We start from the raw sequence: 14,167 nt of genomic DNA, 5'->3' as shown, positions 1-14,167 counted from the left end.
GTCGTGATGACTGGTCGCTTTCAAAGTTTTGAACGAACCGATTGATGAACTCTATCGAAAAAAATCCATCGCCCCGCCTGCGCCAACAGCGTGCCGCCATCGACGGCGCCATGAGCCGCGACCGGGGCCGTTTGCTGGGGATGCTCTCGCGTTGCCAGGCCAAGCCACAGGATGCGGCACTGGCCGCCACCTTCGAGCAGGCCTTGCAGGCGTCGGTGCAGCGCCGGCAGGTGCGGGCGCAACAGCAGCCGTCCATTACTCTGGACCCGCAGCTGCCGATTGCGCGTGAAGCCGACGCCATCATCGGGCTGATCCGCGAACATCAGGTGGTGGTGATCGCCGGTGAAACCGGCTCGGGCAAGACCACCCAGCTGCCGAAACTGTGCTTGGCCGCCGGCCGTGGCCAGGCCGGCATGATCGGCTGCACCCAGCCGCGACGGATTGCCGCACGTGCGGTGGCCAGCCGCGTGGCACAGGAACTGCAGAGTGAACTGGGCCAGCTGGTCGGCTACCAGGTGCGCTTCAATGACAAGGTCAGCGAAGACAGCCGCATCAAGTTCATGACCGACGGCATCCTGCTGGCGGAGATCGCCAGTGACCGCTGGCTGTCGAACTACGACACGATCATCGTCGACGAGGCGCACGAACGCAGCCTCAACATCGATTTCCTGCTGGGCTACCTGAAGCAGCTGCTGCGCAAGCGCCCGGACCTGAAGCTGATCGTCACTTCGGCCACCATCGACACCGAGCGCTTCGCCCAGCATTTCGACAATGCGCCGGTGATCAGCGTCGAAGGCCGTACCTATCCGGTGGAAGTGCGCTACCGCGCGCTGGAAGGCGAGGGCGAAGACCAGGGCGAACGCACCGTCAACGACGCCATCGTGTCGGCCATTGACGAGATCACCCGCCTGGATGCGCGCGGCGACGTACTGATCTTCCTGCCGGGCGAGCGCGAGATCCGCGATGCGCACCAGTCGCTGGAACGGCGCAAGTACCGTAATACCGAGGTGCTGCCGCTGTACGCGCGCCTGTCCAACCAGGACCAGGACCGGGTGTTCAACCCCGGGCCGAACCGGCGCATCGTGCTGGCCACCAACGTGGCCGAAACCTCGCTGACGGTGCCGCGCATCCGTTACGTGGTCGATCCGGGCTTCGCCCGCGTCAAGCGCTACAGCCCGCGCAACAAGCTGGACCGCCTGCACATCGAGCCGATCTCGCAGGCCAGCGCCAACCAGCGCAAGGGCCGCTGCGGCCGTATCGCCGAAGGTATCTGCTACCGCCTGTACGCCGAATCCGATTTCCAGGCGCGGCCGGAGTTCACCGATCCGGAAATCCGCCGCTCCAGCCTGGCCGGGGTGATCCTGCGCATGCTGCAGCTGGGCCTGGGCCGGATCGAGGAATTCCCGTTCCTGGAGGCACCGGACGAGCGTGCGGTGGCCGATGGCTGGCAGCAACTGACCGAACTGGGCGCGATCGACGCCGAGCGGCGCATGACCACCATCGGCAAGCAGATGGCACGCCTGCCGGTGGACGTGAAGCTTGCGCGCATGCTGGTGGCCGCGCAAGCTGCCGGCTGCCTGCGGCCGATGCTGGTGATCGCCTCGTTCCTGGGCATCCAGGACCCGCGCGAACGCCCACCCGAAGCGCGTGGTGCGGCCGACAGCGCGCACGCGCAGTTTGCCGATGGCCGCTCCGAGTTCGTTGGCGTGCTGCGCCTGTGGGATGCCTACCGGCAGGCCCATGAAGACCTGACCCAGTCCAAGCTGCGCGACTGGTGCGGACGTCATTTCCTCGGCTTCCTGCGCATGCGCGAGTGGCGCGAGCTGCATCGCCAGCTGCGGCTGCTGTGCGAGGAACTGGGCTGGAAGGAGGAGGCCAGCGAGGCGTCGATGGCGCCGTTGCTGGCCGGCAGCAGTGCGCCGGCCCCGGCGCGTGATGACGCGGCGGCGGTGAAAGCCACCCGGGGCCAGCTGCACCGCGCCGCGCGCCTGGCCCGCGAAGGCAAGGCGGAGACTGCACCGGCGCCGGTGGCCGTGCGCGCTCAGAAGGAACAGGCGCCGGTTGGCGGCGGTTTCAGCGAACGCGTGCGCGCCGCTGCCTACCAGACCCTGCACCGGGCGCTGGTGGCGGGCCTGCCGACGCAGATCGGCCACCGCACCGAGAAGGGCGATTTCCAGGCGCCACGCCAGCGCCGCTTCCTGCCGTTCCCGGGTTCGGCGCTGTCCAAGCGGCCGCCGCCGTGGCTGCTGGTGGCCAATCTGCTGGATACGCAGAAGGTGTGGGGCATGACCCTGGCCGCGATCGAACCGGACTGGGTGATTGCCGAGCTGCCGCACCTGCTGTTGCGCAAGCACTTCGATCCGCACTGGTCGCGCGCACAGGGACAGGTGCTGGCGTCCGAGCAGATCAGCCTGTTCGGCCTGGTGCTGGCGCCGAAGAAGCCGGTGCATTACGGCCGCATCGAGCCGGGCGAGGCACATGACATCTTCGTGCGCCAGGCATTGGTGACCGGCGAGATCAACACCCGCGCCAGTTTCGTGGCCGACAACCAGAAAGTGCTGGAGGTCGCCCGCGAGGAGGAAGCCAAGCTGCGTCGCGCCGGCATCGTCGCCGACGAGGACTGGCAGGCGCGCTGGTACCTGGACCGGGTGCCGCCGCAGATCCATTCGGTTGCGGGCCTGGATGCCTGGTGGAAGGGGCTGGCGCCGGAACAGCGCAAGACCCTGCACTGGTCGCTCGCAGACTTGCTGCCCGGAGAGGGCAGTGAGCAGGAGCGCTACCCGAAATACCTGGCGCTGGGCCAGGCGCGGCTGCCGCTGCACTACCGCTTCGAGCCGGGTGCCGACGATGACGGCGTGACCCTGGACGTGCCGCTGCACCTGCTCAATGCATTGGACCCGGTGCAGCTGGGCTGGCTGGCGCCGGGCTTCGTCGCCGACAAGGCCTCGGCACTGATCCGCAGCCTGCCCAAGGCAATGCGCCGCAACTACGTGCCGGCGCCGGACTTCGGCCGCGCGTTCTACGAGGCGTTCCCGCAGCCCAGCGCCGATGCCATCATCGGCGAACTGGCGCGTTTCCTGTCACGTGCAACCGGTGCCACCGTGACCGCGCTCGATTTCGAGCCGGGTTCGATCGAACCGCACCTGCACATGAATCTGCGCCTGCGCGACGAACAGGGCAAAGTGCTGGCCACCTCGCGTGATCTGGACGCGCTGCGCGCGAAGTTTGGCGGCCGTGCCGGTGATGCCTTCGCTGCACGCGCTGGCCGCGAGATGGCGGCCGATGGCCTGCGTACGTTCCCGGCCACGCCGATCCCGCTGCAGGTGCCTGGCGAAGCCGGCGTGCCGGCCTATCCGGCGCTGCTCGATGAAGGCGACAGCGTGGCGCTGCGCATCTTCGCCGATCGGCAGCAGGCGCAGGAGGCGCACCCGCTGGGTGTGCGCCGGTTGCTGGAGATCGCCCTGGCCGACAAGGTGAAGCAGGCGCGCAAGCAGTTGCCGGTCGGTGCCAAGACCGGTCTTCTCTACGCGGCGATCGAATCGCAGGAGCGGCTGCGCGGCGACCTGGTCGATGCGGCGATGAATGCAGTGCTGGCCGAGGGCCTGGAGGAAATCCGCGATGCGACGGCGTTCGAGCAGCGCCGCGAACACGCTGCCAAGGCCCTGTTTGGCGAGGCGATGTCGCGGCTGAAGCTGGCCGAGACCATCCTGGCGCTGGTGGCCGAACTGAAGCCGATGCTGGAGGCGCCGCTGATGGGCTGGGCGCGCGGCAACCTGGACGACATGGAAGCGCAGCTGGCCGGGCTGATCCACCCCGGTTTCCTGCGCGATACGCCGGCCGACGCGCTGGCGCAGTATCCGCGCTACCTGAAGGCCATGATCCTGCGCACCGAACGCGCCAAGCGTGATCCGCCACGTGACCAGGCACGCATGCTGGAACTGCATCCGTTCCTGGAAGCGCTGGAAACGGCAGAGCAGCAGGGCCTGCGCGATCGCCCGCAATGGCAGGCGCTGCGCTGGGACCTGGAAGAGCTGCGGGTGTCACTGTTCGCGCAGGAGCTGGGGGCACGTACCGGCATTTCGGCGAAGAAGCTGGCGCAGCGGGTGACGGCACTGCGCCAGGCCTCGTAACCCCCGACCCGACCCCGCCGGATGATGACCGGCGGGGTACGGTGGAATGTCATCCACGCGTGGCGTGGATCCACTACTTGGAGCGGCGCACCTTGGGCTGGCTGTTCACGCCTTCCACCTTCATGTACCACACGCCCATCACGCCGGGCTTGATGCTGACCTTGGGCGATTGCTTGCGCACGCCGACCACGCTGGTGCTGTCGGTCTGCTCCCATTCCTGGCCGTTGTCCAGCACGTAGACGCGGCCCTTGCCGAAGCCACGGAACTCGCCCTGCAGCACGCCGGTGATCGGCTCGCTGCTGCCGAAATCGAAGAACCCGCGGTTCTTCACGATCACTTCCTGGCGGCCCTGTTCGCGGGCTTCTTCGCGTACCGCTGCCACAGCCTGGGTCGTCGCCGCTTCAACCTTGCCCTGCAGCCAGCGGTTGAGCGTGGCCAGTTCCTGCGCGCTCAGCTTGTCCAGGCCGGCCGCCTTGAATTCGGTCGGCGACATCTGCTGCTGCAGGTCACCGTCCACCACGCGCTGGGCCAGCGCAGGCGCCGACAGGGACAGCAGCAGTGCGGCGCAGGCCAGCAGCCGTGGACGGAAACGTGGGGCGATCGAGGGCATGGCGGAACTCTCCTGGGTTTGCCGGCGAGTGTAGCGGCATGTCTTCATGCCGGGTGATGGTGGCTGCGGTGATTGTCCCTGAACGGCGCCGGCGCTAGTGTAGGAACCTCTGTCTTGCCTGCTCGATGCTGTGAACCGCGCTTCTGTCCCCGGCCTGGATGCCTTGTTGAACCGTCCCTCCGCCGCGGTGCTGCCCGCTCCGCTGCGCCAGGCCCTGCGCGAACACTGGGAAGCACCGGAGTGCGACCACCAGATGCGCGCCAGCTGGTCGGTGCTGGGAGATACCCTCGATGCACTGTCGATGCTCTCGGCCGACGAAGGCGCGGTGGTTGCCGCGCTGTTGTTCGACCTGCCCGGCCTGCGCGCCAGCCTGGACCAGCTGCCGCTGGGCAACCACAAGGCGGCGGTGATCGGCCTGCTCGACGGCCAGGACGCCGCCGATCCGGTCTGGGCGCTGCATGCTGGCCGCGAGGCCGGGCGCAACAGCGAGGGCCTGCGCCGCCTGCTGCTGGCGATCATCCGCGACCTGCGCGTGGTGCCGATCCTGCTGGCCCGGCAGCTGGCGAGAATGCGCGCTGCCGACAAGCTGGACGACGAGCAGCGCCGGGCGCTGGCGCAGCTGACCCGCGACATCCATGCGCCGCTGGCCAACCGGTTGGGCATCTGGCAGCTGAAGTGGGAGCTGGAGGACCTGGCGTTCCGCCACCTGGAGCCGGAAACCTACCGCCGCATCGCGCGCGAAGTGGACGAAACCCGCGTGGCGCGCGAGCGCTACGTGCAGAACGTGAAGAAGCAGCTGTCGCGCGAGCTGGCCGCACAGGGCATCCATGCCGAAGTGAGTGGCCGCCCCAAGCACATCTACAGCATCTGGCGGAAGATGCAGAAGAAGCGGCTGGCGTTCGACCAGCTGTACGACATCCGCGCGGTGCGGGTGATGGTCGACGACGTCGCCGCCTGCTACGCCGCGCTGGGTGTGGTGCATGCGCTGTGGGCCCCGGTGCCGAGCGAGTTCGACGATTACATCGCACGCCCGAAGGCCAACGACTACCGTTCGCTGCACACCGCCGTGGTCGGCCCGGAAGGGCGCACGATCGAAGTGCAGATCCGCACCCACGAGATGCATTCCCAGGCCGAGCTGGGCGTGGCCGCGCACTGGAAGTACAAGGAAGGCGGCAAGGGCGCGGAAAAGTCGTTCGATCGCAAGATCACCTGGATGCGCCAGCTGCTGGAGCAGGCGCAGGACGGGCAGGGCAATGAACTGGCCGGGGCACTCGACGCCGAGCTGACCGAGGACCGGGTCTATGCGCTCAGCCCGAAGGACGAGGTGCTGGACCTGCCCCAGGGGGCCACGCCGCTCGATTTCGCCTACCAGGTACATACGATGGTGGGCCACCGCTGCCGTGGCGCCAAGGTCAATGGCCGCATCGTGCCGCTGACCTATCGCCTGCGCAGCGGCGACCGTGTCGAGATCCTCACCGGCAAGGAGGCCGACCCCCGCCGCGACTGGCTGATGCCCGCGCTGGGCTTCCTGGCCAGCAACCGCTCGCGCGAAAAGGTGCGCAGCTGGTTCCACAAGCTGGACCGCGCGCGCAACGTGCAGGCCGGGCGCGAACTGCTCGAGCGCGAGCTGAAGCGCCTGGGGCTGCAGCATTCGGATCTGGCGGTGGCGGCGAAGAAGTTCCATGCCGACAGCGTTGACGACCTCTACATCCAGGTGGCGCTGGGCGACACCGGCCCGAACCAGGTCAGCCGTACGCTGCTGGAGGCAGAGCGCGCGGCCAGCCAGCCGGCCCCTGCGCCGGCGCTTCCGCGCCCGACCGCCCGCCGCGAGAACCTGGGCAAGTCCAAGTTCACGGTGCAGGGCGTGGGCAATCTGCTGGTGCAGCTGGCGCGCTGCTGCCAGCCGGTGGCCGGCGAACCGATCGTCGGCTACCTCACCCGTAGCCGCGGTGTCACCGTGCACCGGGCAGACTGTGCCGCGCTGGCCCGGCTGGCGGCCACCAGCCCGCAGCGCATCCTGCCGGTGGAATGGGGCCAGGCCGGGGGCGGCTACGAGGTGGACGTGGTGGTCGATGCGGTCGACCGCCGCTGGCTGCTGAAGGACATCACCAACCTGATCGCCCAGGAAGACGCCTACGTGCTCGACATCCACAGTGACAACGTGCGCAACAGTGGCCGTGCCCATCTGCGCCTGAGGCTGAAGGTCAGCGACTACGACCAGTTGTCGAACCTGCTGGGCAAGCTGGACGCGCTGCCGGGTGTGAGCGAGGCGCGTCGCCTCGGCTGAGCTTCACGCCGCCCCGGCTACCCTGCACGCATGGAACGCGAGCCCCCGCATCGCCCGCATGGCGCTGAACACCCTGCGCTGGATCGCGTCCGCCGCGAAGGCCGCTGGTGGTGGCTGCAGGCACGTCATGCGCGGCGGGTCTGGCGATGGGCGCTGGTCGCGGCGCTGGCGGTGTTCGTGCTGCTGGTGCTGCTGCGCAAGCCGCTGGCCGACTGGTTCTGGGACGAGCCGCAGATCGAACAGCTGCTGGTCGAAGGCGATCGCGCGCTCGCCGCCGGCCGGCTGAGTGCGGCCGACGGCAGTGGTGCGCGGGAGCGCTACCAGGCGGTGCTGGCACTGGATGGCGATCGGCCGCAGGCGCGCCAGGGCCTTGCACGAACCGCCGCGGCAGCACTGCAGCAGGCCCGCGACAAGCTGCAGGGCGACGATCTCGAGGGCAGCGCGCAGTCACTGGCGCTGGCCCGCGAGCTGCAGGTGCCGCAGGGCGACGCCGACGCCGTGGCCCGCCAACTGCAGGCGCGGCGTAGCGCCGGCGCCGGTATCGGCGCGTTGCTGGCCCAGGCCCGCAATGCGTTCGCGGCCGGCCGGCTGGACGATGGCGACAGCAGTGCGTTGCCGCTGTTCCAGCGCATCCTGGCACTGCAGCCGGACAACCTGCCCGCTCTGGAGGGGCGCGAGGATGCACTGAGCGATCTGCTGCAGCATGCGCGCGCGCTGGCCGGACGCGGGGAACTGGCTGAAGCCGCTGCGACGTTGCAGCGCGCGCGCCTGTTCGATGCAGGCCACGCCGATCTTCCCGCCAGCCAGGAGGCCCTGGCACGGGCGGTCGACGAGCGCTTGCGGCAGGCACAGCGCGCACTTCAGCGACAGCAGCTGGAACGTGCCGCAAAGGGGTTCCTGGCCGTGCTGGCGGTGGCGCCGGACGATCCCACTGCCCAGCGGGGCCGCGAGCAGGTGCTGCAGGCGGTGCTGGCGCGAAGCCAGATCCAGGCCGACGATTTCCAGTTCGAGGCGGCGCAGCGTGATGCCGTGCTGGCCGAAGCACTGGGCGCTTCGCAGGCGGCACGACAGCAACTGGTGCAGCGCCTGCAGCGTGCACGGCAGGCCCGGGAGGCACTGCAGCAGCCCGCAGTGAGCAACGCGCAGCGTGAACGCGAGCTGCGCGATCACCTGCGCCGGATCGAACGCGCCGAGCGCGCAGGCCAATGGATCAGCCCTCCGGGGCACAGCGCATTCGATGCCCTTCGCGAAGCACAGGCGCTGGCACCGCGCGATTCACGGGTGAAGGCCGCGGCCGCGCGCCTGCTGCCTGCCAGTCGCCGTTGTTTCGACGACAACCTCCGGCAGAACAGGGTGCAGGCTGCTGGTGCCTGCCTGCAGGCCTGGCAGACGTTGTCTCCCACCGCCGGCGGCCTGCCTGCGGCCCGCCAGCGCCTCGCGCAGCGTTGGATTGCGATTGGCAGCGAACGATTGGGCAACGGAGATGTCGCCTTTGCCGAACGCGCGCTCCAGCAGGCGGGCGAGCTTGGCGTCGGCCCTTCCAGCAGCGAGTACCAGCAGTTGCGGCAGCGCCTGCGCGACATCGGGGTGTCGTCGCCCTGAGCCCGCCGCTGCCGGAGGGACCGCTATAGTAGCCACCCCTCGCAACATCCCCACGGAGTGCCGATGACCGTCCTCGTTTCCGGAGCCACCAGCCAGATCGGCCGGTTCCTGCTGCCGCGCCTGGTGCAGGCGCATGGGCGGGTACAGGCGGTGAGCCGGCAACCGCAACCGGCACAGGACGGCGTGCAGTGGCTGTGCGGGGACCTGGCGGCTGCGCTGGACAGCGTGCCGTCTCCGGACTGGCAGGCGATTGCCAGCTTCGGCCCCCTTGAAGCATTGGCGCAGTGGTTGTCGCGGCAGACGGCGGCCCCCGCGCGGCAGGTTATCGCCACCAGTTCGATGAGCGTGCTGAGCAAGCAGAATTCCGAGCAGGCCGACGAGCAGGACGTCGTGGCGATGCTGCAGCGGGGCGAAGCGGGCCTGATCGCGCAGGCCGAGCGTCTTGGCATGGGCTGGACGATCCTGCGGCCGACCCTGATCTATGGGGCCGGCATCGACCGCAGCATCACCCCGATCGTGCAGCGTGCGCTGCGTCTGCGCCTGTTTCCGATTCCGCTGGTGGGAGGCCTGCGCCAACCGGTGCATGCCGACGATATCGCCCGCGCCGTGGTGGCCTGCATCGCCACCGGTGCAGCGTCGGCACGGGTGCTGGAAATCGGCGGTGGCGAGCGCCTGCCCTATCACGCGATGTTCCGCCGCGTGCACGCCAGCCTGGCACAGCCGACATTGGCGCTGCCGTTGCCGGGCGCGGCACTGCGGGGCCTGGCCGCGGTGCTGCCGCGGGCGCGTGGTCCGGTGTCACGCCTGCAGCAGGATCTGATTGCGGACAATGGCCCGCTGCGGGCGCTGCTGGACGTACATCCGCGGCCGTTCCAGCCCGACGCGGACACGTGGCGACCGATGAGCGCGGCCCAGGCCGTGCAGCGGATCGCTGCGTATCCCGGCAACGGCTAGCCAGCCACCGTATCCATCCTCTTTGGGGGCTCTGCTACCATCCCCCGGCCCTTGTTTCCGCGAGTACGTTCGATGCCTGACGCGCCATCCCGATCGGCCCCTGCCGAGCGCATTGGCGTCGCGCTGTGCACCTACAACGGTGCGCGCTACCTGCAGGCGCAGCTGGACAGCATCCTCGACCAGGATCTTCCGGTGAACGAAGTCATGATCGGCGATGACGGTTCCAGCGACCAGACGCTGCAGCTGCTGCAGGCCTTCGTGCCGCGTGCACAGGCGCTGGGCATCCGTGTCGAGATCGTCCAGCACGCGCGCAATCTCGGCTATGTGCGCAATTTCGCCGATGCGCTGATGCGTTGCCAGGCCGACATCCTGTTCCTGTGCGACCAGGATGATGTCTGGCATCCGGGGCGTGTCCGCCGCTACGTGGAGCGCTTCCACGCCGATCAGGGCCTGTTGCTGCTGCACAGCGATGCATGGCTGGTGGACGCGCAGGGCGCGCCGCTTGGCCAGCGGCTGCTGGGGGTACTGGTGGTCCATCCGGCCGAGGTCGAGCTGGAACGCTCGGGCCTTGCGATCGACGCGATCCTGCTGCGCAACTTCATCACCGGTGCCACCTGTGCGCTGCGCCGCGGGCTGCTGGCCGGATCGCTGCCGGTCCCGCCGGGCTGGAGCCACGACGAATGGCTGGCGGTCCACGCATCGCTGCGTGGAGGATTGGACATGCTGGCCGAACCGACCATCGACTACCGGCAGCATGGCAACAACCAGATCGGTGCCAGTCGCCGCGGTTTCCTGCAACGCCTGCGCCATCTCGATCTGTTCGATTCACAGGCGCGCCAGCGCACGGCCGGGCGCCTGCTGGCCCTGGCCGATCTGCTGGGGCAGCGCGGCGTGGTGGTGGCGCCGGAGCGCTTCCAGGGACTTCACGCGCTCGCCTGGCGCATGGCCTGGTCGCGACTGCAGCTGTATCGCCGCGTGGATGTGCCGGCAGGCTGGATCGCCCATGATGCGCCGCGGTTGATCGCACGCCTGGCCAACGTCTGCCTGGCGGGGGGCGGCTGGAAAGGGGGCTGGGCAGCGCTTGCGGGTGCGTGGGCCGGGTGGCGGGCGCCGCGCGCTGCTTGAACTGCAGTGAAACCGCGGGCCATCGCCTGCCAGCCACCGCGGCGCCTGCGTTAGACTCGCCAGACCCTACCTGCCTGCATGCCCGTGCCCCGACGCTACGATTCCGACGACATCGACGATTTCGACGACGACCAGCAGGACGACAGCCCGCTGTGGCGGCGTCGCCTGATCACCTGGAGCATGGCTGCGGTCGCGTTGGGATTGGGCTTCCTGATCCCTTATACGCTGTACCTGAACCAACAGGTGACCCAGCGCTTCGGTGAACTGCGTTGGCAGATCCCGACCCGGGTATATGCGCGGCCGCTGGTGCTCACACCCGGCAAGGCGATGGACGCGGCGACCCTGAAGACCGAACTCGCCGCATCTGCCTACCGCGATGACGGGCAGGGCAAGGAGCCGGCGACCTATGCGGTGAACGGCGGGCGCTTTGTCATTTCCAGCCGTGGCTACAACGATGTGGATGGCCGCGTCGCACCGCGTCGGCTGGAACTGTCGCTGGCAGACGGTGCGGTCGCGTCGCTGCGTGATGCCGACAACCGCAAGGCGCTGAAGGCTGCGCGCCTGGACCCGGCACGTATTGCCACCCTGTACGGGCAGAAGCAGGAAGAACGCCGCCTGATCCGCATGGATGAGGCGCCGGACCTGCTGGTGACCGGCCTGCAGGCGGTGGAGGACAAGGACTTCAACCGTCACCACGGCATCGATCTGTCCGGCATCGCGCGCGCGGTGTGGGTGACGGTCCGTTCCGGTGGCCAGAGCCGCCAGGGGGCGTCCACGCTGACCCAGCAGCTGGCCCGCAGCGGCCTGCTCGGGATCGGCAAGGAACAGACGGTCACCCGCAAATTCAACGAAGTGCTGTACGCGCTGATCATGGAGGCGCGCTACGACAAGCGCACCATCTTCGAGGCCTATCTCAACCAGGTGTACCTGGGCCAGCGCGGCAGCCAGGCCATCCACGGCATGTCTTCCGGCGCCGAGTTCTGGTTCGGCCGTGACCTGCAATCGCTGGAAACCGAGCAGATCGCGCTGCTGATCGGCCTGGTCAAGGGCCCGTCCTACTACGATCCGCGGCGCAACCCGGAACGCGCGCTGGATCGCCGTAATTTCGTGCTGGGCAAGCTGCATGAGGCGACGCTGATCGACGATGCCGAGTACCAGCGTGCGTTGAAGGCGCCGCTGGGCGTGCCCAAGACGCCGGGCCTGGTGGCGGCCAACCGCTTCCCGGCCTATGTGGACCTGGTTCGCCGCCAGCTCGGCCATGACTATCCGGAATCGGCGCTGCAGGGCGCCGGCCTGAGCGTGATGACCGGCATGTCGCCGTCTGCGCAGGCCTATGCCGAAGGCGCGGTGACCCGCACCATCAAGTCGCTGGAGAGCAAGCGCCGTCCCGAACTGCAGGCCGGCATGGTGCTGACCGACGTGCACAACGGTGACGTGCTGGCGGTGATCGGCAGCCGTGAGGTGTCCGAGGTGGGGTTCAATCGAGCGATCGAAGCACAGCGCCCGGTCGGCTCGCTGTTGAAGCCGTTCGTGTACCTGCTGGCGCTGGCGCAGCCGGACCGCTACTCGCTGGCCAGCTGGGTCGACGATTCGCCGGTGACGGTGCAGCTCGGCCGTGGCCGCAACTGGAGCCCGGGCAACGCGGACAACCGCAGCCACGGCACCGTGCGCCTGATCGACGCGCTGGCGCATTCCTACAACCAGGCCACGGTGCGCGTGGGCATGCAGGTCGGCCCCGAGCGTGTGACCCAGCTGATCCACGTGCTGGCCGGCATCAAGGCCGAAGCGAATCCGGCGGTGATCCTCGGTTCGACCGACCAGAGCCCATACGCGATGGCACAGCTGTACCAGTTCCTCGCGTCCGGTGGCGAAATCCAGCCATTGCATGCGGTGCGTGGCGTGCTCGATCCGCAGGGCAAGCTGCTCAAGCGTTACGACAAGACCCCGGCACCGGCCCAGGAAGGCGATTCGATTGCCGCCAACCTGATCAGTGTCGGCCTGCAGCAGGTGGTTGCCAGCGGCACCGCGCAGCGGCTCAACGCCGATGGCCTCAGCCGCCTGCAGCCGGCCGGCAAGACCGGTACCACCAACGATGGTCGTGACAGCTGGTATGCCGGTTACACCGGGGATCACCTGGCGGTGATCTGGATCGGCAACGACCAGAACGAGCAGGCTGGCCTGTACGGTGCCACCGGCGCGATGCGGGTCTGGTCGGGTATCTTCCAGCGTCTTCCCAGTGCGCCGCTGCGGGTCAGCAACAAGGGCCTGGACTGGCAGTCGGTGGCCGCCACCGGCCTCAACACGACTGATGAGGGCTGCCCGGGAGCGCGCCGCTTCCCGTTCGTGGTCGGCTATGCGCCGGCCTATGCGCCCTGTGCACCGGCGGTGTCGCCGGACGGGCAGGGCGAGACCGAAGGCGAGGGTGGTGGCTGGCGCAGCTGGTTCGGCCTGGACCGCAAGCCGGAAGCGCCTGCCGAACCTGCCGCGACGCCCGCCGCCACTCCTCCCCCGAGCCGATGATGCCGATGAACATGCGATCCCTGCTGCAGCCCCTGACCCTGACCGGCCTCAGCCTGGCCCTGGCCGCCTGCGTGAGCAGTGCACCGCCGGTGGTCAAGCCGGTCGATACCACCACGCCGGCGCAGCGCCTGGCCGCAGTTGACGCAGCCGCTGGCCCCGATGACAAGGAGTTGTCGGTGCAGCCGTTGCGTGACTCGCAGGTGGAAGATCTGCGGGTGACCGCGCAGGCACAACGCCAGGTCAACGATCTGGCCGGTGCCGCCAGCAGCCTGGACCATGCGCTGGAGATCGTCGCTGGTGACCCGGCGGTGCTGCAGGAGCGCGCCGAGCTGGCGCTGCTGCAGGGGCAGTGGGCGCAGGCGGAGGCGTTCGCGCGCAAGGCGGTCGACCTGGGCTCGAAGACAGGGCCGCTGTGCCGCCGGCATTGGGCGACGATCGAGCAGTCGCGCCTGGCGCGGGGCGAGAAGGAGAATGCGGTGTCGGCGCATGCGCAGATTGAGGGCTGCACGGTGCCGGGGATCAAGCGGTACTGAGGTATTCCACTCCATCGGGCGCTGCCCCCTCTGCGGCAAGCGCTCGCACTGATGGATGGTCGTGATGGGCCGTGTGGGTGGGGCGTGCAGGACACGCCGTAAACCCATCCCTGGGGGCTCGATGGCGCCATCCATGGCGCCAACGGTCCTGCACGCCCCACCCACCCGGTCCGCCATACATCGCGCGGGCCGCAGGCAAGAACAAAATCAAAATCAAAAGCGGGTCGCGCGCTGCGCGCGCTCGCTGCCATTTCTTTTCTTCTTTCCCCGTTACTCCCATCGCTTCTGAGCTGCCAGTCGAGCAGGCTCGGCTTTGCGAAGTCTGTCCCCTCCGTCACCGGGAAACTGTCGAAGGCGGGGGACTGTGGGTTTGCGGGGTGTCCGCGGCATGGATGCCGCGGCCAAG

General features: G+C 68.8%; 8 protein-coding genes. 7 read left to right on the top strand and 1 reads right to left on the bottom strand.

Going from position 1 to position 14,167, the window contains the following annotated elements; translation table 11 throughout:
* The first annotated feature begins 44 nt into the window (after positions 1-44).
* Positions 45-4,130: an ATP-dependent RNA helicase HrpA gene (gene hrpA, locus AC5P9L_RS17280; protein WP_262101757.1), complete on the top strand. Its 4,086-nt coding sequence runs from the start codon at positions 45-47 to the stop codon at positions 4,128-4,130.
* Positions 4,131-4,203: 73 nt separating this feature from the next.
* Here hrpA and AC5P9L_RS17275 read toward each other — a convergent pair whose 3' ends face one another.
* A complete protein-coding gene (locus tag AC5P9L_RS17275; RefSeq protein WP_005410728.1) occupies positions 4,204-4,740 on the bottom strand; it encodes a hypothetical protein in 537 nt (178 codons plus the stop codon).
* A 130-nt stretch (positions 4,741-4,870) separates the two neighbouring features.
* Here AC5P9L_RS17275 and AC5P9L_RS17270 point away from each other — a divergent pair, with 130 nt between their 5' ends.
* The 6 genes from AC5P9L_RS17270 to AC5P9L_RS17245 all read left to right on the top strand — a co-directional run bounded on the left by AC5P9L_RS17270 (position 4,871) and on the right by AC5P9L_RS17245 (position 13,761).
* Complete coding sequence (locus AC5P9L_RS17270; protein ID WP_032965949.1) at positions 4,871-7,027, top strand: bifunctional (p)ppGpp synthetase/guanosine-3',5'-bis(diphosphate) 3'-pyrophosphohydrolase; 2,157 nt, start codon at positions 4,871-4,873, stop codon at positions 7,025-7,027.
* A gap of 30 nt (positions 7,028-7,057) precedes the next feature.
* A complete protein-coding gene (locus tag AC5P9L_RS17265) occupies positions 7,058-8,629 on the top strand; it encodes a hypothetical protein (RefSeq protein ID WP_099484100.1) in 1,572 nt (523 codons plus the stop codon).
* Positions 8,630-8,692: 63 nt separating this feature from the next.
* Positions 8,693-9,583 (top strand): NAD-dependent epimerase/dehydratase family protein, encoded by an 891-nt coding sequence (locus tag AC5P9L_RS17260; RefSeq protein WP_062605829.1) that lies wholly within the window; start codon positions 8,693-8,695, stop codon positions 9,581-9,583.
* Between the two features lie 72 nt (positions 9,584-9,655).
* A complete protein-coding gene (locus AC5P9L_RS17255) occupies positions 9,656-10,708 on the top strand; it encodes a glycosyltransferase family 2 protein (protein WP_062605831.1) in 1,053 nt (350 codons plus the stop codon).
* A gap of 84 nt (positions 10,709-10,792) precedes the next feature.
* Complete coding sequence (mrcB, locus tag AC5P9L_RS17250; RefSeq protein ID WP_062605866.1) at positions 10,793-13,228, top strand: penicillin-binding protein 1B; 2,436 nt, start codon at positions 10,793-10,795, stop codon at positions 13,226-13,228.
* Positions 13,225-13,761, top strand: a complete 537-nt coding sequence (locus tag AC5P9L_RS17245) for a hypothetical protein (RefSeq protein WP_080052382.1) — start codon at positions 13,225-13,227, stop codon at positions 13,759-13,761. Before mrcB ends, AC5P9L_RS17245 begins: the two co-directional genes overlap by 4 nt.
* Positions 13,762-14,167: the final 406 nt, after the last annotated feature.

It is taken from the genome of Stenotrophomonas sp. YJH_SMC_64 (genome assembly GCF_059371375.1).
This window is presented reverse-complemented; position numbering and strand designations above follow the sequence as displayed.